A 25441-nucleotide genomic window follows, 5' to 3' on the forward strand; every position below is an offset into this window, starting at 1 on the left:
TTTTATGCCTTGATTGGCCCAAAATCAGCAGTTGAGGCGGAGAAAACAAAGAATAACACGGGGCAGATCAAAGGAAAACAGCTGGATTCATTTACATAATTTAGCACGTATGTTATGTTGGCTGTGAAAGCGCTGTCACAACTTGGGGACCGCGCTATTCCATCACTCTCTATAGGGAAAGGAAGATGAAATGATGAACATGTTGTTCAAAAAGGCAAGCGCAATGATGCTGGCAATCACTCTGCTGCTCGGATTGATGGCAGCGCCCGCCCGTGCAGACACCGCACTCTTCACAATGGAAAGCGAAGACGCTCAGCTCAGCTCCGATCTTCAAGTGGTGACTCAAGTTTACGGGCAGCCGAAGCCCGGGTACTCCGGCAGCGGATTTGTCTGGATGCAGAACTCCGGCACCTTAACCTTCGAAGTGACGGTTCCGGAAGCCGGCTTGTATGCCATCTCCACCCGCTATATACAGGAGCTCAGCGCTGACGGCAGGGTTCAAAATCTAGCTGTTAACGGCGTTACCAAGGGTGCTTATATGCTGCCCTACACGACCGCGTGGTCAGATTTCGATTTTGGCTTTCATAAGCTGAGGCAAGGAAGCAACACCATCGAACTGAAGGCCGGTTGGGGATTCGCTTATTTTGACACCTTCACCGTAGATTATGCTGATCTGGATCCGCTGGATGTACAGCCTGTCCTCACCGATCCTGAGGCTACACCGGAAACACAGCAGTTGATGAATTATTTAACGGAGGTTTACGGCAATCATATTATCTCCGGCCAGCAGGAGATTTATGGTGGCGGGAATGACGGTAATCACGAACTGGAGTTCGAATGGATTTATAATCTAACCGGTAAATATCCGGCAATCCGCGGTTTCGATTTGATGAACTATAATCCGCTGTACGGATGGGAGGACGGGACAACCGAGCGGATGATCGACTGGGTGAATAACCGGGGCGGGATTGCGACAGCCAGCTGGCATATCAATGTTCCCCGGGACTTCAATGCCTATGAGCTAGGGGAATTTGTGGATTGGAAGGAAGCCACCTACAAGCCGACGGAAACCAATTTCAATACAGCTAAAGCCGTGGTTCCAGGTACGAAGGAAAACCAATACCTGATGATGACCATTGAGGATTTGGCGGAACAGCTGCAGATCCTGCAGGATAACGGGGTTCCAGTCATTTTCCGTCCTTATCACGAGGCAGAGGGCAACGGCGGGCTGAATGGGGAAGGCGCGTGGTTCTGGTGGGCATCGGCAGGCGCGGAGGTGTATAAGCAGCTCTGGGATCTGCTCTATACCGAGCTTACGGAGACATACGGCCTGCACAACCTGATCTGGACCTACAACAGCTACACGTACCATACTTCTCCGGCATGGTACCCCGGCGATGACCAGGTCGATATTGTCGGCTACGACAAATACAACACGATCTATAACCGCCATGATGGTTTGTCCGGTGTCCCCAATGAGGATGCCATCTCCTCGATCTTCTATCAGCTTGTTGATTTGACGGACGGCACCAAAATGGTGGCCATGACGGAAAACGACACTGTTCCAAGCCTGCAGAACCTGACCGAGGAAAAAGCGGGATGGCTCTACTTCTGCCCTTGGTATGGCGAGCACCTCATGAGCTCCGCCTTTAATTATCCAGCCACCTTGAAGACACTGTACCAAAGCGATTATGTCATCACACTTGATGAGCTGCCAGATTTAAATGGAGACGGCGAAGCTCCAAGCGCTTCGATTTCACCTGTGAATGCGTCATTTGATCTGGCGGCAGATCTGCAGCAGAATATTCCTGTATCCCTCACCTTACATGGAAACCAGCTTGCCAGCATAACGAATGGAGACTATACGCTTCAGTCAGGCCAGGACTATACAGCCTCAGGCGATTCGGTCGTTCTCAGCAAATCCTATCTTTCCACACTGCCGCTTGGCCAGTATGCGATAACCTTTCATTTCAGCGGGGGAAAGAACGCTGTTCTAATCGTTAATGTAGCAGACAGCAGTGTTTCCGTGCCCGCGGGAGACTTGACGATCCAGGCTTTTAACGGCAATACGGGTGCCTCTACCAATGGGATTGCACCCAAGTTCAAAGTCGTCAACACCGGTGATTCAGCGGTTAAGCTTAGCGATGTTAAGCTCAGGTATTACTATACGATTGACGGGGAGCAAGCGCAGAGCTACTGGATCGACTGGGCCAGTATCGGAAATGCGAATGTTACCGGCAAATTCATCAAACTCGCTGCCCCTGTTAAAGGAGCCGATTATGCTCTGGAAATTGGCTTTACAAGTTCGGCCGGATCACTTAATCCCGGCCAGAGCGCAGAAATTCAGACACGCTTCTCCAAATCGGACTGGTCCAACTACAACCAGGCTGACGATTACTCGTTCAAGGCATCCGGCAGTCAGTTCGCTGATCATGAGCAGGTTACCGGGTATATGAACGGCCAGCTGATATGGGGAATTGAGCCTTAAGAAGTGGGGTTGGATCAGGAAATATGGGTTGGATCAGGGGATTATCCCCTGCTCCAATCCTTTTTTGCTGTCTTTACTTCGAACGCTTCTGTATTCCGCTTAGTCCTTGATCGTCCGGATGGTTAGATCGCGACAGTTTATGCTTGGGATTGTTCTTGTCCGGTCTTTTCTTCGTGCTCACGTCATCGTTCACCTCCCATCTTGCTTCGTAAAAAGTATTTCTCCAAACCGCTGGCCTTATGAGAAAATGCCTACTGCTCTCCCTTTTTTCCTTCAGCTCATGCTTACCGAGTGCCACAGCGCCCCTGCGGCTCGAAGCAAAGGAAAACCTCCTTACATTCCAAATATTGCAATTGTTATAGAGTTTGATTATACTTTAGCCACTATACATTGTGTATTCTTACCGGGGAGGGGGAATTTCCGATGAAAGCAGCCATTAGGTCGATCCAGAGAATTATAAACCGCGAAGCTCAGAATCAGCTGAGCGTCTATAAGGACAAAGCAGCTCTCGTCCGGAAAAGAAAATTGGAATCGTGGGATGGCGGACAGCTTCAAGCGGAATCGCGCCGTCTGCAAGCAGAAGCGAAATCGGGAGCGTCTTTGGATGAGCTGCTTGTTGATGCTTATGCCTTGGTCTGCGAAGCAGCCAAGAGAACGCTCGGATTACAGCCCTACGATGTCCAGATCATGGCAGCCATCGCACTGCACGAGGGATTGCTGATCGAGCAGCATACCGGCGAAGGGAAGACACTCTCAGCTGTTATGCCTGCTTATCTAAATGCGCTAACCGGCAAAGGCGTTCATGTGCTGACTTTCAACGATTATTTGGCACATCGGGATGCAGCGTGGATGGGTCCGGTCTATCGTTACCTCGGGTTAACAGTAAAGTCGGTTCAAGCGGGCATGAGCCTGCCCGAAAAAAGGGAAGCGTACAACGCGGATATAACCTATGTTACCGCCAAAGAGACGGGCTTCGATTATTTGCGCGACACAATTGCATTTGACGAAGCCGATACTGTTCATCGTCCTTTCCACTATGCCATCGTCGATGAAGCGGATTCGCTGCTTCTCGATGAAGCGCGGGTCCCTCTAGTCATCGCCGGCGAGCCGGACTCTTCCAAGAGTGAAGGCATTCATTTCGCAGAAATAGCCCGGCAGCTCAAGCAGGACAAGCATTACGACTTTGACGAGTCCAAGCGGAATGTCTATTTAAATGAAGCTGGCTCTGCCAAGGCAGAATCGCTGCTGGGATGCGGCAATTTGTATGATAGTCATAACAGTCATCTGTTAACCTCATTAAATTGTGCCCTGCATGCGGAAACGTTATTGAAAAAAGACATCGATTATATCGTCCGGGACGGTAAAATCGAGCTGATTGACGAATATACCGGCCGCGTAGCGGAGAACAGGTATTTGCCGGAAGGGCTGCAAGCCGCGCTTGCGGCCAAAGAAGGACTGCAGTCAAAAGGCGGCGGTAAAATTCTCGGGACGATTACCTTTCAGCACTTCATAAGCCTGTATCCGAAGATTTGCGGAATGACGGCTACAGCGCACGCCTCCGCAATGGATTTCGAAGACATCTATGACCTCCACGTCGTGCAAATCCCGCCGAACCGGCCAAACATACGAACCGATCATCCACACCGGATTTATACCCATAAGGAAGCCAAGCTTAGGGCGCTAGTACAGGAAATATCATCTGTTCATGCGACCGGGCGTCCAATTCTCATTGGTACGTCAAGCGTTGAGGAATCTGCCATCCTTGCGGATGCACTGGCGGTTGCCAGCGTACCCTGCCATGTTCTCAATGCGAAGAACGACGCAGAAGAAGCAGCGATTATCGCCAAAGCGGGAGAAATAGGCGCCGTGACCGTATCTACAAATATGGCGGGACGCGGCGTCGACATTCGGCTCGGCGGAGGGAACCCCACACAAGCAGAAGCTGTCGCCAAGCTGGGCGGGCTGTATGTCATTGGCACACAAGTGAACGAAAGCGTGAGGATCGACGACCAGCTGCGCGGGCGTTCCGGCCGCCAAGGCGATCCGGGAGCCTCCATATTTTTCATCAGCTTGGAGGATGAGCTGCTGCTTCGGTTCGGCATCGATAAGCTGGTTCGTGCTCCTAGACAGAATGAGGCTCTCCAAGAGCCAGGACTCCACAACAAAATCGCGCATATTCAGCGCGTTGCTATGGCCCAGAACTCTCATATCCGTAAGGAACTGAACAGCTATTCGGATATGGTAGAGGATCAGAGGCAAATTCTATACGAGGAGCGGCTCGGAATTTTGAAGGGCGAGAAGCCAATGAGTCCTTCGGAGCAGCGGGTACGGCTTTTTTATATTGATGAGTTCTGGGCTGACCACCTGGCATATGCTTCTTACATTCGCGAAGGCATCCACTTGGAGAGCCTTGCGAGCCGCAATCCGATCGACGAATTTCATACGCAAATCACACAAGCCTTCGAGCAAATTCCAGCGCAAATAAATCAAGAAACGGCGAATATGCTTGCAAGGCTCGGCGGTTCGAATGATCCAGCGAAGTGGGAAGAGCTCGGTCTGAAGAGCCCTGCTTCCACACGAACTTTCATCATTAATGATCATTACATTCAAAATAGCCGCAGCTCATGGAACGCAGGGACAGTAATGGCCTATTATCTCCGCAAGTTTATGCGGCTTATTTTGTGGCCGGTACACAAGCTGCCAAAATTTTGATGCATCGTCGTTCAAGTAAAGGATAGCCTAGTTTCTATACCGCAGAAATGTTTATAATTCAAAATATCATAAGGGGGCTATTATTATGGATGGTAAATCCTTACCTATTGGAAGTCCGTTAATAAAAACTTATTTACATTGGGCCCATCAGGCAACAATTATAGCAAAGCATGATAAATACCTACCTTGGGTATACAGCAACTTTGTGCAGCTATATACAATCAGTGATGAACGGGAAATAAAAGTTGATTATTTATCATATGACGGTCCTTATCCACGCTTTCCCGGAATAACAATGAATTGGTTTGAACGCAAGTTATTTACTGATGCCCAAATTGATCTTAAACATTTTATTGTTACGTGTATCGATAATGATAAGTTTGTAGAAGTCTCCTTGGATGAGTATTACATTCCTGTGAAATCAAGCTTCCAACACACCCACTATGTTCATCCCACCCTTATATATGGTTATAACCTCAATAAACAAACCTATTTAGCAGTAGGCTTTGATAACGCAATGATATTCCGCGAGATCGAAATTGCTTTCTCAGATCTTGCAAATGGGTTTTATTATAGCGAATGGGCAGGGATTGGATTCCTCAATACCGAGACGCCTATAGAGTATACTAATAGTTCACTGGAATTCAACCTTCCCTTAATCAAAAGATATGTTCATGATTTCATTCATAGCTCTAACAGTTTTCCTAATCTTCCTCGTAAATCTTCTTGTTTAGGTGCGGAAACCTACAATGAGATCGGACGAAAATTAATGGACAGCAGATTAAGTGATGATATTAGATCCTTTCATATATTTCATGAGCATAAACAGATCATGCTGTTGAGATTATCGTATATGCTTGAAAATTCTATTGTGAGCGCTGCAGGCCTTAAAGAAATTCATCAAGCCTATCGGGAATTGGAGCAACTATGTCTGCTCCTAAGGAATAGGCGATTAAAACATCGGGAATCCGGTAAATTCGATGTGGTTACGGCTGAGAAGTATGTTAAAGATCTTGAAGTCATTCGAAGTAAAGAGATTGATGCTTTAACCGCTCTTTATTCGTTGTTGTAACAGGGTTGTGACAGGGTTGTAACAGGGGAGTGGAATTCCCTTTAGACATTGTCCCAACCGCATTATACCGCTTCAGCATTTAACTTTCCTCCTCTCCGCATGCCTATTTCGGCCCTTGCATTTCGGAACTTCCCCCTACCTATAGCGGATTTTTCTTTCTTTTAAAAAAAACACCCGGCAGGATGCGTACCGGGAGAAATACGGTATACACCCAAGCCGGGTAAGGAATCAGAACATAATTTCAATGGCCTCCAGCACATCCTGCTCCTGTTCGGATTGCCCGTTCAGGGATATATCCTTCAACAGCACCAAAGGCTGTTCGCAAATTTGGGTGATGATCACGAGCAGGTCTTGAGCGAAATTGTCGATCAGATTGCGCGTAAACAGCTTGGTGGCATATTCAAACTGCCCGTTCATGCCCTCATCCAGCAGCGAAATAATCAAGGTTAGATCAAATGGGGAAACCTTATGCGTTTCCGGATAAGATTCGATCTTGATATCCCCGAAGCTTTGGACGTTATCTTCCTTGGTTTCCAGAGCAAACATGACATCAAATACAGGATTGCGGCTTTGATTCCGCGGTGCCTGCAGCTTGTTCACAAGCTCCTCGAACGGATAATCCTGGTGGTCGTAAGCCCCCAGCATCGTTTCTTTGACTTCGTTCAAGTAAGCGAGGAATGTCTTCTCACCGGACGGATAATGGCGGATCGCCAACGTGTTGACAAACATTCCGATGAGCGGCTCCAGGTCGGCATGTGTGCGGCCCGAAACCGGCGTGCCCACAATGAAGTCTTCTTGGCCCGAGTACTTGCTGAGCAGAATCGAATAGGCCGCCATTACCACCATATAAAGGGTGGCGCCGTTCTCATCGGCGATGCGCTGCAAGCTGTCGGTCAACTGCTTGTCGATGCTGAATGGCAGTACATCTCCCTCGAAGCTGCGAGCGGCAGGTCTGACAAAGTCCGTAGGCAGTTCAAGTGTCGGCAGCTCGCCTTCCAGCACGTCCAGCCAGTAGGCTTCCTGACGTTTCATCCGCTCTTGTACAGGCTCGGACTGCTGCCAAGCGGCGAACTCCTTGTATTGAATCCGAAGCGGTTCCAGCGTCTCGCCGTTATACAGACGCAGCAGCTCTTCGACGAAGATGCCCATCGACATGCCATCCGTGATGATATGATGAATGTCCAGCATGAGCAGATGCCGTTCCGCTTCCCATTCGACTAAGCCCACACGCAGCAGCGGCGGCCGCTCCAAATCAAAGACGCGCACAAAGCCGTCTACGATGCTCTTCGTTTCACTTTCCGCCGCTTTCGTATACTCGACGGCAAACTTCAATTCCGGATAAATCCGCTGTACCGGTTCGCCGCCGATCATTTCGAAGCCGGTTCGCAAAATCTCGTGGCGAGCTATCAATCCTTGGAGCGCCGCCTCGAATTGATTCCTGTCCAAGCGCCCGGCGAGAACCGTCATGCCGGACATGTTGTAGCCAAGCTCAGCGCCTTCCATCTGCTGCTGGATGTACAGCCGTTTTTGCACGGAGGAAAGCGGATAATAATCCCGCTTGTCCAGAACCGGAATGGAGAGGTGTTCCCGCCGCTCCATTTGGCTGATCGCTTCGGCCATCGCCTCGATGGTCGAGTGCCGGAACACATCGCGCAGCGGCAAGTCCACGCTCAGCTCCTTGTGCACCTTGCTCACCAGCGCCGTCGCTCGCAGGGAGTGCCCGCCGAGATCAAAGAAGTTGTCCGTCACGCCAATCGTGACCGGCCCGAGCACTTCCTGCCAGATGGCGGCCAATTTCGCCTCCAGTTCGGTGCGCGGCGCCACGTATTCGCGGCCTGTGCCTGCTCCCTCTTCCGGCGCCGGCAGCGCCTTCCGGTCAATCTTTCCGTTCGGCGTCAGAGGCAGGTTCTCCAGCTCGACGAAGTACGAAGGAATCATGTAACCCGGCAGCTCGCTGGAAATTGCCCTTTTCAAGTCCGCCGCTGTCAGTTGGCCTTCCGTTGTGTAGTACGCGCACAGTGACTTCTGCCCGTCCGCATCACTTCGAACCATCACCACCGCTTCACGCACGCCTTCCACCCGCAGCAGCTGCGACTCGATCTCGCCCGTCTCGATCCGGTAGCCCCGGATTTTCGCCTGGCTGTCGATCCGGCCGATGAAGTCCACGTTGCCGTCCTCCATCCACCTCGCCATGTCTCCTGTGCGGTACAGCCGCTCGCCCGCGGTGAACGGGCTGGCTACGAACTTCTCTTCCGTCAGCTCCGGACGGTTCAAGTATCCGCGCGCCACGCCGGCTCCGCCGATAACCAGCTCGCCCAGCACCCCGACCGGCACCGGATTCAGGTGCGCATCCACGATGTAGAATTTCGCATTCAGCCACGCTTTGCCGATCGGCACATGGCCCGTCTGCGGCAGCTTCGCCAGCGGCTCATCGTAGAAGCTGGTGTCGATCGCCGCTTCTGTCACGCCGTAGGCGTTGATAATCCGGAACAACGAGCCGAAACGCTCCTGCAAGATCCGGTAATCCGCCACGCTGCAGCTGTCCGAGCTCGTGATGAGCAGCTCCATCGAGCTCATATCCAGCCCTTGCTCATACACGTACGCCATGAACGGCACGATCAGCGCCGGCGTCGATTCGAAGATGGTGATCCGCTCCCGCTCAATCCAGTGGTGCAGACGAGACGGATCGATCCGGTCGTCCTTCGGCACAATCACCATCGTGCCTCCGTTATACAGCGTCCGCGCGATATCTCCCACGAACACATCGAACGAGAAGCTGGCAAGCTGCAGCAGCCGCACCGGGAACTGATCCAGCCGGTATTCCCGCCGGTAACCCGCTGCTGTATTCACCAGGCTGCGGTGCTCGATCATCACGCCCTTCGGCCTGCCCGTCGTTCCCGACGTATAGATCACATACGCCAGATCCTCTGGACGGGCTTCATGGAAGTTACCAGCGTTCTGATGGCTCTCATCGCCGCACTTCACAGCATCCGTCAGACTACTGGAGACAAGGCCCGAGCCAATCGGCGCATTCGCCCGCTCCTCGCTGTACGATGCTTCGTCGTCGAGGTACAGCACTGCAGCCAGCGCCAGCTCCTCTTCGCCAAGCCAGGCTTCGGCACGCTTCCGCAGCGGCGTTTGCGTCAGCAGCACCTTCGCTCCGCTGTCTTCGAGCATGAACCGCACGCGGTCTGCCGGATAATCCGGGTCGAGCGGCACATAGGCCCCGCCCGCTTTCCAGACGGCCAGCACGGCCGTCAGCAGGTCCACCGAACGCTCGGCGAGAATGCCGACGATCGTTTCCCGGCCGATGCCGCTTGAGCGCAGCGTAGACGCCAAGCGATTCGCCCGCTCGTTCAGCTCCGCATACGTCAGCCGGTCGTTCTCATACACGACGGCCGCCGCTTCCGGCGTGCGCTCCGCCTGTTCCTCGAACAGCTGGTGGAATGCGGCCGCAGGAGCCGCCTCCGGCTGCGCCGGGTTAAACGCGCCGAGAATTTGCTCATGTTCCGCCGGTGTTAACATGCCCAGCTCGGCAATCGTCGCCGACGGGTTGCGAAGAATGGATTCAAGCAGCTGCAAGTAGTGAGCGGCCAATTTCTCTACGGTTTCGGTCTTATAAAGAGCCGTGGCGTATTCAAACAAATATTCCAAGCCATCCTCGATCTCTGTGACGTCGAGGCTGAGATCAAATTTCGAAACAATCTCTTCGCTGGCATACGTCGACAAATGGAGACCCGGGAGCTGGATTTCCAAATTCTCTGTATTCTGCAAAGCAAACATCGTATCAAACAGCGGATTGCGGCTTAAATCGCGTGCCACGTTCACCTTATCCACCAGTTCCTCGAACGGATAATTCTGATGTTCAAAAGCGCCCAGCGTCGTTTCCTTGATTTCCTTCAAGTAGTCAAGGAACGTCTTGCCGGCAGCCGGATAACTGCGGATGGCCAGAGTATTGACGAACATCCCGATCAGCGGCTGAACGTCACTGTGATTTCTTCCCGCAATCGGCGTACCGACGACCACATCATCCTGCCCTGTATATTTGTGCAGCAATATGGTATAGCCAGCAAGCAGAACCATGTAAAGCGTTGCGCCGTTCTCCGCTGCAAGCCGTTTCAGACCCTCGCTTGTCTCGCTATTCATAAACAATTGCAGCGAGCGTCCCTCGTAGCTCTGCATAGCCGGGCGCGGATAGTCCGTCGGCAGTTCCAAAACCGGCAGCTCTCCGCGGAACATGTCAAGCCAGTAGGCTTCCTGCTTGGCAAGCTGGGCTTTCTGCTCGTCCGATTGCTGCCATACCGCATAATCCTTGTACTGGATGCGGAGCGGCTCCAGCAGCTCCCCGCTGTACAAGCGGACGAACTCTTCGATCAGCACATCAATTGAAACGCCGTCCGATACGATATGATGCGTATCGAACATCAGAATGTGCCGGTCCGTCGCCAGTTCGGCAAGGCCTACCCGCAGAAGCGGCGGCTTCGCGAGATCAAATGGACGAACGAACTCACGTACCGTTTCTTCCGCCTGCTCCCCGCTGATCTGCATATATTCCACCTGGAAGGCGGCGGCTTCGTAAATCCGCTGAACCGCTTCGCCTTGTACCATCTCAAAGCCGGTACGCAGCGTTTCGTGACGAGCTACGAGCACGCGGAACGCTTCTTCAAACCGCTGCCGGTCGAGCTCCCCTTCGAGCAGCACAGCTCCCGGTATGTTGTAGCTCAGCTCGGCTCCTTCCAGCTGGTTCAAGATATAGAGACGTTTCTGTGCGGAAGAGAGCGGATAATACTCGCTAGCTTCCGCAGGCGGAATAGATGTGAACGAGCCGGTCTCCAGCCGCTCCACAGCCGCGGCCATTTCCTCAACCGTCGAGTAGCGGAATACGTCGCGTAGCGGGAACTCAGTTCCTAGCTCCTTATGCATTTTGCTGACCAGCGTCGTCGCCCGCAGGGAATGTCCGCCGAGGTCGAAGAAGTTGTCCGTTACGCCTACCGCCTTCTCCCGAACAAGCACATCCTGCCAAATCGCGGCCAGCTTCGCCTCCAGCTCGGTGCGCGGCGCCACGTATTCGCGGCCTCCGCCTTCTACTCCTTCCGGCGCCGGCAGCGCCTTCCGGTCGATCTTTCCGTTCGGCGTCAGAGGCAGGCGCTCAAGCTCCACGAAGTAGGACGGGATCATGTATCCCGGCAGCTCGCTGGCAATCGCCCGCTTCAGGTCCGCCGCCGTCAAACCTTCTTCCGCTGTATAATAAGCGCACAGAGCTTTCTGGCCTTCTTGATCTTCCCTGACAACGACGACCGCTTCCTTCACGCCGCCTGCGCTCAGCAGCTTCGCTTCGACTTCGCCCGTCTCGATCCGGTAGCCCCGGATTTTCGCCTGGTTGTCGATCCGGCCGATGAAGTCCACGTTGCCGTCCTCCATCCACCGCGCCAAGTCTCCCGTGCGGTACAGACGCTCGCCCGCGGCGAATGGGCTGTCTACGAACTTCTCTTCCGTCAGCTCCGGACGGTTCAAGTACCCGCGTGCTACTCCGACTCCGCCGATAACCAGCTCGCCCAGCACCCCGACCGGCACCGGATTCAGGTGCGTATCCACGATGTAGAATTTCGCATTCAGCCACGCTTTGCCGATCGGCACATTGCCTGTCTGCGGCAGCTTCGCCAGCTCCTCGTCGTAGAAGCTGGAGTCGATCGCCGCTTCTGTCACACCGTAGGCGTTGATAATCCGGAACAATGAGCCAAAGCGTTCCTGCAAGATCCGGTAATCCGCCACGCTGCAGCTGTCCGAGCTTGTGATCAGCAGCTCCATGGAGCTCATGTCCAGCTGCTGCTCGTGCACGTGCGCTAAGAACGGAACGATCAGCGCCGGCGTTGATTCGAAGATGGTGACCTGCTCCCGCGCGATCCAGTAGTGCAGAAGAGACGGATCGATCCGGTCGTCTTTCGGCACGATCACCATCGTACCTCCGTTGTATAGCGTCCGCGCAATATCTCCCACGAACACATCGAACGAGAAGCTTGCAAGCTGCAGCAGCCGCACCTGGAACTGATCCAGCCGGTATTCCCGCCGGTAGCCCGCTGCTGTATTCACCAGGCTGCGGTGCTCGATCATTACGCCCTTCGGCCTGCCCGTCGTTCCCGACGTATAGATCACATACGCCAGATCCTCCGGACGGGCTTCATGGAAGCTGCCCGTGCCGACCTGCATAAGACGCTCATCGCTCTGTTCCACAGTACCCGTCAGCTTGCCGGAGACCATGCCAGAGACCATCGGCGCATTCGCCCGCTCCCCGCTGTACGACGCTTCGTCGTCCAGGTACAGCACCGCCGCCAGCGCCAGCTCCTCTTCGCCAACCCAGGCTTCGGCGAGCTTCCGCAGCGGCGTCTGCGTCAGCAGCACCTTCGCTCCGCTGTCTTCGAGCATGAAACGCACGCGGTCCGCCGGATAATCCGGGTCGAGCGGCACATACGCCCCGCCCGCCTTCCAGACGGCCAGCACAGCCGTCAGCAAGTCCACCGAACGCTCGGCGAGAATGCCGACGATCGTCTCCCGTCCGATGCCGCTTGCGCGCAGCGTGGCCGCCAAGCGGTTCGCCCGCTCGTTCAGCTCCGCATACGTCAGCCGGTCATTCTCATACACAACAGCCGCCGCTTCCGGTGTGCGCTCCGCCTGTTCCTCGAACAGCCGGTGGAACGCAGCCGCAGGAGCCGCTTCCGGCTGCGCCGGGTTGAACGCGCCGAGAATTTGCTCTTTTTCCTCCGCCGTCACAAGCTCCAACTGATTCACGCGCATCTTCGGGTTAGCCGCAACCTGCTCCAGTGCCCGGGTAAAATGACCGTAGATCTGCTTGATGTCTTCCTCTCTGAAAGTCAGCGCATTGTACGTAAACCGCAGCAAAATATGCTCTTCCGGAATGACGGTAATGTCTAGGTCGTAGTTCGTTTGCTCCGGCGACTGGATATTCGCGATCTTCAGCGCTTCTGCGTCTCCGCCAACGACCTGCTCAATCTGTTCTTCCATCGGATAGTTTTCAAAGACCATGATATGGTTGATCAAGTCGCGCTTTTGCTCGCTCAGCGACTGGATTTCGTACAGCGGAAACGTTTCGTAAGCTCCCGATGCCAGCGCTTGATCCTGGGTTTTTCTCAAGATATCGGCTACCGTCTCTTCGGCTTTGCCTTGAATACGGACCGGGATCGTATTAATAAACAGGCCGATCATGCTTTCGATGCCCGGAATTTCCGCTGGACGCCCGGATACGACGGAGCCGAATACGACATCCTCGCTGTTGTTGTACACCTGCAGAACCAGTCCCCATACCGTCTGCATGAATGTATTTAGCGTCACCTGCTGCTGGCGCGCCACCCGCTCGATTTGCCCGGTCAGTTCCTTGCTGAGCTCGACATCGATTTCAGCCGCTTCAAAAGCGCCCTGCTTCTGCTGCGTTTTTTCTTGCGGCAGCTTGGTCTGCTGATCATAACCCGCCAAATACTCGGACCAGTAACGCGAAGCCTTCGCGGCATCTTGAGCTTCCAGCCATTCGATATACCGGGAGTACGAAGTAACTGGAGGAAGCTCCAGCGCCCGCTTCTCCTGGAACGCGAAGTAGGTGTCGAACACTTCCTTGATCATGAAGGACATGCACCAGCCGTCCATCAAGATATGATGGTGACTCCAGATCACATGGTAGGACTCGTCACCCGTGCGCAAAACGGTCACGCGCATCAGCGAGCCCCGGGCCAGATCGAACTTGTTCGCTTTATCGGCGCTGACGAAATCGGCTATCGTCTTCTCCGGGTCTTCATCGCTTACCGGGCGAATATCTTCGAAGTACACTTCACACTTCCGCTCGCGGAATACCACTTGAATCGGCTCGTCTCTCCAGCCGGTAATAAAGTTGGTCCGCAGCGCCTCATTCCGCTGCACCAGCGTATTCAATCCTTGGGTGAAGGCTTCGGCATTCAGACTTCCATACAGATCAAAGGTCACCTGTTCGAAGTAAGCTTCCGAATCGGCATCCAGCAGGCTGTGGAACAACATTCCTTTTTGCAGCGGAGTCAAGGTGTACACATTCTCCAGTTCGCCGAGAGCCGCCGTATGTTCGGCCAGCCGCTCCAGTTCCTCCACCGTCATATCTTGTAGCAGAACATCGCTAGGCGTAAGCTCCGGCCTCTCGATTGACGCGCAATGGCTGATGATGTCACGCAAGCTCGATTGAAGCAGAGTGCCCAGGCGCTCTACCGTTTCTCGCTTATACTGAGTTTCCCCATAACGGATCGTGAGTTCCAGCACGCCTTCCGACACCATACCGTTGATATCGAGGACAAAATCCATCTCTGCATTCGGGCTTGAATCGAAGCCAGGGCTGAACGGAGACGGCTGCGAGCCGCTGCTTTCGTAATCCTGGTCGAACTGACCCAAATAGTTAAAGCTGATCTCCGGCTCCAAAGCGAAGCGCTCGCCGTCACGCGGCGCAGACAAATAACGCAGGATGCCGTAGCCGATTCCTTTGTTGGGAATGCGGCGCAGGCTTTCCTTAACCTGCTTCACCTGATGTCCGAGCGTCTCTGCGTAACCCGGCTCCAGAACGACTGGGAATTGGCTTGTAAACCAGCCTACCGTGCGCGTAATGTCCATATCCGGCACAATATCTTCCCGGCCGTGGCCTTCGAGATTTACCAGCACGCGTTCCCGGCCGCTCCAAGCTTGTACTGCGCGGCCAAGGGCGGTAAGCAGCAAATCATTCATTTCCGTATGGTAAGCACGGTGTGCCTCTATCAGCAGCTGCTTCGTTTCCTCCGCCGTCCAGCGGACGGTCACGAGCCCGCTGTCCTTCAGCTTGGATCTGCCTTGTTCAAAATCCTTCGGAAGCGGCTCATAGGTCAATTGCTCGATATGCTGCCAATATTCTCTCTCGGTTTCCATCGCCGGGCCGTTCGCATAATCTACGAGCTGTTTCGCCCACATTTGGAATGAATCTGTTTTGAGCGGCAGACGGATCGGCTGCCCTTGCAGCGCCTGCTCATAGCCGGCAGCAAAATCCTCAAGCAGAATCCGCCAGGATACGCCGTCTACGACCAAGTGATGGATTGCGATGAGCAGGTGGTCGCCGTCGTCGCAGCGGAACAAGCCGAGCTTCACCAGCGGGCCGTTTACCAGATCGATGCTTGCTTGAATATCGTTCGCCTTCGCCTCTACCGCTTCTTTCACGTCGCGGGTTCCCTTGAAATCGGCAACTTCCAGATCGAACAGCGCTTCGTTCTCCCCGGCGCCCCGGTTCCAGGCGGCATAGCCGTCCCCGGTTTGGCGGAAAACTGTACGGAGAGCATCGTGATGTACGACTAGCTGACGCACCGCCTGGCGTACAGCTTCTTCGTCAAAGCCTTGCTTGGAGAACTGCATGAACGCCTGGTTGCTGTGATGCACGTCGGCCGGATTCTGTTCAAAGAACCAGCGCTGAATCGGCGTCAAGATGACCTCTCCTGTCACTTCAGCCTGGCTTGCCGTTCTCTCCGCCGCTTGCAGCTGCAAGCTAAGGGCGGAAATCGTCGGGTAATGGAACAAATCTTTCATGACCAGCTTGTACCCCGTCTGCAATAGACGGGACGATACCTGCAAGGCCTTGATCGAATCGCCGCCGAGCGCAAAGAAATTGTCCGTCGTGCCGACCTGATCCACGCCCAGCACTGACTGCCAGACCGACGCAAGTGCTTGCTCGGCAGGCGTGCGAGGCGCCGTGTATGCAGCCTCGGCACGAATGCTTCCTTCCGGCACAGGCAGCGCTTTACGGTCGATCTTCCCGTTCGGTGTAAGCGGCATTTGATCCAGTCGCATGATGCGCGACGGCACCATATGGGAAGGCAGCGCGGCATCCAGATGGGCCATTAGTCCTTCCAAATCGAAGCTGGAATCCGCTGTGACATACCCGCACAAATATTTCTGCCCCCGCTCGTCCGTCCGGTCGATGACAAGCGCTTGACGCACGCCCGCGACATGCTGCATGGCCGCTTCAATTTCACCAAGCTCGATCCGATAGCCGCGGATTTTCACCTGATTGTCGATCCGGCCAATAAAGTCCACGTTGCCGTCCGGCATCCAGCGCGCCAGGTCGCCCGTCCGGTACAGCCGTTCCCCAGCGGCAAATGGGCTGTCTACGAATTTCTCCGCCGTCAAATCCGGGCGGTTCAGGTAACCCCGGGCCACACCTGCTCCGCCGATAACCAGCTCGCCCAACACCCCGACCGGCACCGGCTTCAGATTCGCGTCCACGATGTAGAACCTGGCGTTCAGCCACGCTTTCCCGATCGGCACGCTGCCCGTCTTCGGCAGCTTCTCCAGCGGCTCGTCATAGAAGCTGGTGTCTATCGCCGCTTCCGTTACTCCGTAGCTGTTAATAATACGGAACTGTGAGCCGAAGCGCTCCTGCAAGGTGCGGTAATCCGCTACGCTGCACGCATCCGAGCTTGTGATCAGCAGCTGCATCGAGCTGAGGTCCAGGCCCTCGGCATGCACATGCTCCATGAACGGCACGATCAGCGCCGGAGTCGATTCGAACACCGTCACGGCATAGTCTCGAATCCAGCCATAAAGGCGGGTGGGATCGATCCGGTCGTCCTTCGGCACGATGACCATCGTGCCGCCGTTGTACAGCGCCCGCGCTATGTCGCCGACGAACACGTCGAACGAGAAGCTGGCGAGCTGCAGCAGCCGGACCGGGAACTGATCCAAGCGGTAGTGCCGCCGGTAGCCCGCCGCGGTGTTCACCAGGCTGCGGTGTTCCACCGCCACGCCCTTCGGACGGCCCGTCGTACCGGAGGTGTAGATGACATAAGCCAAATCGCCCGGCTTGTTCACATTCGCCGGATTCGATGTGAGATCCGCCGCATGGACGTCCTTCTCAGCTTCTGCCGTGGCGGACGTTTCAGCAGCAGCCGTTTCCGCCTCCGCCAAAGCCTCCGGCGCTGCGCCTGCTTCGCCCCAAGCTTGTCCGCCCAGAGCCGCTTGCACCGCTTCGAGGCTGTACGTTGCGGCGTCGTCAAGCGCAAGCACCGTTTGCAGGGCTAGAGCTCCGCTGCTGCGCCAAGCTTCCGCCTGCTCCAGCAGGCGGGTCTGCGTGAGCAGCACCGATGCCCCGCTGTCGGCGAGCATATACTCGATCCGCTCCGCCGGATAGTCCGGGTCGAGCGGCACATAAGCGCCGCCCGCTTTCCATACGGCGAGCACCCCGATCAACAGCTCTGCCGAGCGGCCGGCCAGAATGCCGACCACCTGCTCGGGCTTCACCCCGTGCGCCCGCAGCGCATACGCCAGACGATTCGCCTTGACGTTCAACTCCGCATACGTCAGCCTGCTGTCTTCGTAGACAACCGCCAGCGCTCCCGGCGTGCGCTCCGCCTGCTCCTCGAACAGCTCGTGAAACGTTCTCTCTCTCCACGACTCAGCCGCTTCCAAGCCTGCACCCTCTGCGGCCGATTGCTTCGCAAGAGCCGAAGATGACACATCAAACCCGACCAGCAGCTCATGCCTCTCGCTGTCCGTCACAATATCCAAATCCGCAATCCGCGCATCCGGCTGAGCCAGGATCGACGCCAACAGCTGCTCGTAATGACCCGCCAGCCGTGCCATCGTTTCGTGTCTAAACAACGAGGCAGCGTACTCAAGCTTGCAAACCAGCTCGTTACCTTCTTCCACGATATCTAAGCTCAAATCAAACTTGGCCGTCTTTTCCTCGATGTCGAACAGCGACCATTGCAAGCCTTCCAGGGTTAGATCCAAGCTTTCATGCTTTTGCAAAGAAAACATGGTGTCAAACAGCGGATTCCGGCTTAAATCCCGGCTCACCTGAAGAGCTTCCACCAGCTCCTCGAACGGATAGTCCTGGTGCTCGTAGGCTCCAAGCGTCGTTTCCTTCACTTCCTGCAAATAATCCAGGAACGTCCGCTCCGCAGCCGGACCCAAGCGAAGGGCCAGCGTATTGACGAACATGCCGATAATCGGCTGCAGGTCGGCGTGAGAACGGGCGGCAATCGGAGTGCCGACTACGATATCTTCCTGTCCTGAGTATTTATGAAGCAGCATGGAGTACGCAGCCAGCAGAAGCATGTACAGCGTCGCCCCCGAATCGCCGGCAAGCCGTTTGAGCGCTTCGCTTTTCTCCGCATCCAGCGTGAATGTGAGCGTTTGACCGTCAAACTGCTGGACGGCCGGGCGGGAGAAGTCGAGAGGCAGCTCAAGAACCGGAAGCTCGGCGCTGAATACCCCTTGCCAGTATTCCTCCTGCCGTCTGATGCGCTGGCGCTGCTCCTCGGATTGCTGCCAAACGGCGTAATCCTTGTATTGAATCCGCAGCTCCGGCAATTCTTCCCCATTGTAAAGCCGTACGAATTCGCGCAGCAGCACATCCATGGAAAGGCCGTCGGAAGCAATATGATGCATATCCAGCGCGAGCAGGAATTTCTCTTTCGCAAGCTCGACCAGCAGGGCGCGCAGCAGAGGCGGCCGGGTCAAGTCAAACGGCTGAATGAAGCCTTCCAGAATGGCCGCAATCTGATCTTCGCTTGCTTGGAGCTTCTCAACCTTGAAGGCTGCGAGCGGATGAATACGCTGAACCGGCTCCCCATCCACGATTTCAAAACCGGTGCGCAGCATATCGTGCCGGGCCACCAAAGCAGCCAGCGCCTTTTCCACCTTGGCCTCGTTCAAAGCCCCTTCCAATTGCAAAGCGCTTGGGAGGTTGTAATTCAGCTCCGAGTCATCCAGCCGGTGCAGGACGTACAGCCTTTTTTGCGCGGAGGAAACCGGATAGTACGCGCGCTCTTCCGCTTTTGGAATCGAGCTGTGCCGTGTTTCTTCCATGCTGGCGATAGCTCCGGCCATCGACTCTACCGTCGTATAGCGGAATACATCGCGCAGCGGAAGCTCCACGTTCATTTCCTTCTGTATCTTGCTGACAAGGTTCGTCGCCCGCAAGGAGTGGCCTCCAAGCTCGAAGAAATTGTCCAGGACTCCAATGCCGGAGCAGCCCAGCACGTCCTCCCAGATCTTCACAAGCTGGGACTCGGTCCGGTTGCGAGGCGCTGCGTATTCGACGCCTGTTTGCAAGCCGCCCTGCGGCTCCGGCAGCGCTTTGCGGTCCACTTTGCCGTTGGACGTCAGCGGCATGCGGTCCAGCTGCACGAAGTACGACGGGATCATGTACCCCGGCATTCCCTGAGCCAGCGAGCTTCTCAGTTCCCTGACCGTCAGCGTCCGGTCCGCCACAAAGTAGGCGACAAGCGCCTGCTCGCCCCCGCCGTCCTGACGGGCGAGCACTACCGCTTCTTCCACGCCCTGGACGTTCAGAAGCTGCGTCTCGATCTCGTCCAGCTCGATCCGGTACCCGCGGATTTTGACCTGATGGTCGATCCGGCCCAGGTATTCGATGCTGCCGTCCGGCAGCCAAGCCGCCAAGTCGCCCGAGCGGTACAGCTTCTCCCCTTCCGCAAACGGGGAATCGACGAATTTCTCCGCTGTCAGATCCGGACGGTTCAGATATCCTCTCGCAAGGCCTTCCCCGGCCACGTACATTTCTCCCGCTGCGCCGATCGGTACAGGGCGGCGGTTTTCATCCAGAATGTACACCCTCAGCGTCGGGATCGGCTTGCCGATATTGCTTTTCGCCGCCTCAATTTCGACCCATGTTATTTCCTTATAGGTCACGTGGACCGTCGTCTCGGTAATGCCGTACATATTGATCAGCTTCGTCTCCGGATACTTCGTCTTGAAGCCCTTCAGCAGCAGCGGACTTAGCGCTTCGCCCCCGAAGATGATGCTGCGAATCCGCAGACCGTGCGGATGATCCGTCAAGGCCTCACGCTGCAGCTGGTAGAAGTACGTTGGTGTCTGGTTCAAAATCGTGACCTGTTCGCGGCCCAGCAGCGCCAGGAAATCGGCCGGATTCTTCGCCGTGAGCGGCGGTACGATGACCAGCTTGCCTCCGTACAGCAGCGCGCCGTACATTTCCCAGACGGAGAAATCAAAGCAGAACGAGTGAAACAGCGTCCACGTGTCGGTCGGCCCGAAGTCGAACAGATTCTTATCGTTGAACAGGAGGCGCACGACGTTCTTGTGCTCGATCAGCGTTCCTTTCGGCCTGCCGGTCGTTCCCGACGTATAGATGACATAAGCCAGGCTGTCCGGCCCGGAAATCGGCTCCAGGTTTGAAGCATCCAGCGCATCGTCGGCGTCCGCCCCTCTTGCGCCCCACACGAAATCGTCCAATTCAAGGCGCGTTCCTGCGAAGTCAGTCTTCTCGTGCAGATGCTGTTGAATCAGCAGCAGCGGCGCGCCGGAATCCTCGATCATGAAGCGGATGCGCTCCTCCGGGTAGTCGGGATCGACAGGCACATAGGCTCCGCCCGCCTTGAGAATCGCCAGGATGCCTACGACCATATCGAGCGAGCGTTCGGCCAGAATCGCGACCAGCTGATCCGCTGCTGCTCCGTTCTCCCGCAGCTTCCGCGCAAGGCGGTTCGCTCGCTCGTTCAGCTCGCGGTAGGTCAGCTTCCGCTCGTTCATGAGGGCCGCCACGTTGTCCGGGTAAAGCTTCGCCTGCTCTTCGAACAAGCCGTGAATGGTCTGCTGCCGCGGGTAGTCGGCATCCGAATCGTTGAAACGGTGCACCAGCTCGCGGATTTCTTCCTCCGTGAGCATGTCCAGCGAGGCAATATCCCCGTCCGGTGCTGCTGCGATGGATTCGAGCAGCTTGTCATAATGTCGGGCAAACCGCTCCGCGGTCTCCTGTTTATACAAAGACGTAGCGTAATCCAACCGGCATTCGAGCTGACCGTCCAGCTCCGAAATGTCCAGGAGCAGCTCGAACTTGGATGTCCGGTTTTCCAGCGGATAAAACTGTTGCTGCAGCCCTTCGATGACAATCTGCTCGTTCTCCGTATTTTGCAGGGAGAAGAACGTATCAAAGAGCGGATTCCGGCCGGTCGCGCGTGGAATGTGAAGACTTTCCACCAAATCTTCGAACAAATAATTCTGGTGTTCGAAAGCCCCGAGCGTGATGTCCTTGATTTCCTCCAGGTACGAAAGGTACGGCTTAGAACGCTCCGGACGGCTGCGAATGGCCAGCGTGTTGACAAACATCCCCACGACCGGCTGCACTTCTTCCTGCGTTCTTCCGGCAATCGGCGTTCCGACAATCAGATCTTCCTGACCCGAATATTTATGCATGAGGATGGAGTAAGCCGACAGCAGCACCATATACAGGGTTGTCCCCGTCCGTGCCGCCAGCTCTTTCAGCTTCTCCGTCCTCTCGTTCCCGATATAAAACTTCACGGTCCGGCCGTCAAAGCTTTGCACCGCAGGCCGCGGAAAGTCCGTTGGCAGCTCCAAGACCGGCAGCTCGCCCGACAGCTGTTCCAGCCAGTACTCCTTCTGCGGCTGAAGCATCTGTCCGTAAGCTTCGGAATGCTGCCAAACGGCATAATCTTTGTATTGAATGCGCAGCGGGGCCAGCTCCTCGCCCCGGTACAGGCGGCTGAACTCGTCGAAGAGCAGCGCAGTCGAAATGCCGTCCGAGACGATATGGTGCATATCGAACAGCAGAATGTGGCGATCCTCGGCGACTTCGATCAGGCCGATGCGAAGAAGCGGCGGCTTGGTCAGATCAAACGGCCGATAATAAGCCTCCACTGCCTGGTCCACTTCCCGTTCGCTCGCCTCGAAATAATCGACAGCAAATTCCACTTCGTCATAGATGCGCTGGACAAGCTCGCCTTGAACCTGCTCGATCCCGGTACGCAGCGTCTCATGGCGCTGAATCAGCGCCCGGAACGCGTCTTCGACACGCGTGCGGTCCAGCTTGCCTTCGAGAAGAAGCGCCGCAGACATATTGTAGCTGCGCTCGGCCCCGTCAAGCTGGCGCAGGACGTACAGACGCTTTTGCTCGGATGAAACGGGATAGTACTCGGCTTCAGCCGCCTTTGTAATCTCATACGTCTCCTGCTGCTTTAAAGCGCCGATTCTTTGGGCCAGCTGTTCGATGGTGGTATAGCGGAAAACGTCACGCAGCGGAACCTCGACCTGCAGCTCTCTCCGAATCTTGGAAACCAGCGTGGAGGCCCGCAAGGAATGACCACCCCGTTCAAAGAAATCGTCGTGGACTCCAACTCGCGCAAGACCCAGCACCTGCTGCCAAATGAGAGAAAGTCTTGTTTCCAGCGTTGTGCGAGGAGCCACATATTCACAAATTGCTTCTACCTCTCCGGCCGGTTCAGGCAGCGCTTTACGGTCAATTTTGCCGTTCGGCGTCAGCGGAAGCTTATCAAGCACGACCATCCGGGCAGGGACCATATGGGCCGGCAGCTCTTGCTTCAATTGGTTCAGCAGATCGCTCAGCTGCAAGGAAGCATCCGCCGCCACGTAGCCGCACAAATACTTCTGCCCCTGCTCATCCGTACGGTCGGTCACCACAGCCTGCTTGACGCCCGGGAATCGAAGCAGAGCCGTTTCAATTTCGCCAAGTTCAATCCGGAATCCGCGAATTTTCACCTGATAGTCGATCCGGCCGATAAAGTCGACGCTGCCGTCTTCCAGCCAGCGGGCCAAATCGCCTGTCCGGTACAGACGCTCGCCCGGCACAAACGGGCTGTCCGCAAACTTCTCGGCGGTCAGGTCCGGACGATTCCAGTACCCGCGCGCCACCCCGGCGCCGCCGATGACAAGCTCCCCCGGAACCCCAACAGGGACCGGCTTTAACGCGGCGTCGACTATGTAAAACCGGGCGTTCAGCCAAGCTTTGCCGATTGGCACATGACCCGACGGCGGCAGCTTGTCCAGCGGTTCATCGTAGAAGCTGCTGTCAATGGCCGCTTCGGTAACGCCGTAGCTGTTGATAATGCGGAATTGTCCGCCGAATCTTTCCTGCAGCAATCGGTAGTCGGTAACACTGCAGGCATCCGAGCTTGTAATCAGCAGCTGCAGGGAGCTGACGTCCAGCCCCTCTTCATAGATATGCTGCATGAAGGGCAGGATGAGCGCAGGCGTCGATTCGAATACCGTAATGTTCTGGTCGCGAATCCAGCCGTATAAGCGGCCTGGATCAATCCGGTCATCCTTGGGCACAATCACCATCGTGCCTCCGTTATACAGCGTCCGCGCGATGTCTCCGACGAACACGTCAAACGAGAAGCTGGCCAGCTGCAGCAGCCGCACCGGGAACTGATCGAGCCGGTACTCGCGGCGGTATGCATCCGCCGTATTCAAGAGACTGCCGTGCTCGATCATGACGCCTTTCGGGCGTCCTGTCGTACCCGAGGTGTAGATCACATAAGCCAAATCGTGCGGGGCGCTGTCGGCAGGTTCGAATTGCACGGATAAGGCATCCCCGTTGTAAATTTGTTCATCGTCCATGGCATAGACAGCTTGAAGCTGCAGCTGGTCATCGGCCAGCCAGCTGCCGGCCCGCTCCATCAGATGACGCTGCGTAAGCAGCACCGATGCTTTGCTGTCGCTGAGCATGTACGCAATCCGCTCCGCCGGGTAATCGGGGTCCAGCGGCACATAGGCTCCGCCGGCTTTCCACACGGCGAGCACCCCGACCAGCAGTTCTACCGAACGCTCCGCCCAGATCCCCGTAATCGTCTCCCTGCCCACGCCTTGTTCGCGGAGGAGAGAAGCCAGCCGCTCGGCGCGTTCGTTCAATTCGCCGTAGGTCAGCTGTTTGTCCATGTAGACGACTGCCGGATGATCCGGAATGTCCCGGGCAAACTTTTCAACATACCGATGAAACGCTTCTCCCTCGCTCAGCTCTGTCACCGGCGGGTTAAAAACGTTCAAAATGCGGTTTCTCTCCTCATCGCTCAGCAGCGAAATCTCGCGTACCGGCAGTTCGGGATTCTGAAGAAACTGGTCCAGAACGGTTACATACTGCTGCATAATCCGTTCAATCTCGGCCGTCTCGAATAAGCCGGTACGATAGGAGGCATGGAGAATGACATGGCCCTCATTCAGCATATGGTCGAACCGCAGCAGCAGATCGTCCATCTCGTGCCTGGCGAAGTGAGCCTCCAGGCGCACCTTGATGTCTTCATACTCCACGATCTTCAAAGGCAGATATTCCAGCGACGTGCGGAACAGCCCCGAAAGATCGTTGCGGCCGTGCTGCTCGCGCAAATCCTGGATTAATTGGTTATAAGGGTATTTCTGGTACCGCAGATCCGCCATATTTTCCTTGGAAACCGTTTGGATCAAAGAAAGCACGTGCTCCTCTGGATTCAGACGAATCCGCGTAGCTACAGTACTGACGAACATGCCGATCGTTTCTTTTTCCTTCCTGCTGGTGCGATTGGCGAAAACCGTGCCGACCGGAATATCGGTGCTGTCGGTCAGCTTGTACAGTAAGGCGTACATGGCGGACAGAAATAATGTATATATGCTGACCTGATATTGTTCGCTGAAGGCCAGAATGCGTTCATACCGGGCACCGTGAAGCGAGATGGCCAGTTTGTTGGATTCGCTGCCGACCGAGAATGGCGGGTACGATTTAATGCCGGTCGTTTCTGGCAGCGTGCTGTACTTCGTCAGCCAGTATTCCTTGCCTTTCTGATAACGCTCCGATTGCTCATATTCACGCTCCGCGGGGATATAATCCAGATAGGAAGGGGCCTGGTAACTGCTGGAGATGCCTGCCCGCAGCTTCAGGTATTTTTCCATCACCGCATGCAGCAAAGCATTGACGGACAAGCCGTCGGCGATAATATGGTTGACTGTCAGGTTGAGCCATACTTGGCCGTTCGCGAAATGGATAATTGTAAATTGGTGGAGGTGTTCATCGAACACGCTGGCCGGTTTTTCACTTACTTCTTTCACCCATGCATAGAATTGTTCGGTTGTTTCTATATCGAGGCGGCTTATCCTGGCCTTGGCATTGTCCGGCTCGTCGAACCATTGCGTTGGATTTTGCAAATCTCCGCTAATGCGGATTCGGAAAACGTCATACGTTTTGACGATCTCCGCCGCCGCTTGCTCCAGAAGCTGTATGTCGATCTCGCCCGTAATCTGGTAGGTCGCGGAAAGCGTTGTGATGGACGTTCCCGGATTCATAATTTCCATGAGCCATATTCGGCGCTGGGCTTGCGTTAATCCATAGTGCTCGTTGGTATTCTCTATCACATCGACAC

General features: G+C 55.4%; 4 protein-coding genes. 3 read left to right on the forward strand and 1 reads right to left on the reverse strand.

The window, feature by feature from the left end; genetic code table 11:
- The first annotated feature begins 193 nt into the window (after window positions 1–193).
- From DNH61_RS06515 to DNH61_RS06530, 3 genes are all read left to right on the forward strand, one after another.
- Window positions 194–2488: a glycosyl hydrolase gene (locus DNH61_RS06515; RefSeq protein WP_111145857.1), complete on the forward strand. Its 2295-nt coding sequence runs from the start codon at window positions 194–196 to the stop codon at window positions 2486–2488.
- Window positions 2489–2911: 423 nt separating this feature from the next.
- Window positions 2912–5200, forward strand: coding sequence for a preprotein translocase subunit SecA (locus DNH61_RS06525; protein ID WP_111145859.1), 2289 nt, complete (start codon window positions 2912–2914; stop codon window positions 5198–5200).
- 85 nt (window positions 5201–5285) lie between these two features.
- Entirely contained in the window at window positions 5286–6272 is a 987-nt protein-coding gene (locus tag DNH61_RS06530; protein ID WP_111145860.1) for a cysteine peptidase family C39 domain-containing protein, read from the forward strand.
- Window positions 6273–6500: 228 nt separating this feature from the next.
- On the opposite strand, the gene DNH61_RS06535 is transcribed toward DNH61_RS06530, so the two are convergent.
- Window positions 6501–25433 (reverse strand): non-ribosomal peptide synthetase, encoded by an 18933-nt coding sequence (locus DNH61_RS06535; RefSeq protein ID WP_111145861.1) that lies wholly within the window; start codon window positions 25431–25433, stop codon window positions 6501–6503.
- Window positions 25434–25441: the final 8 nt, after the last annotated feature.

It is taken from the genome of Paenibacillus sambharensis (assembly GCF_003233845.1).
Taxonomy (GTDB): Bacteria; Bacillota; Bacilli; order Paenibacillales; family Paenibacillaceae; genus Paenibacillus_I; species Paenibacillus_I sambharensis.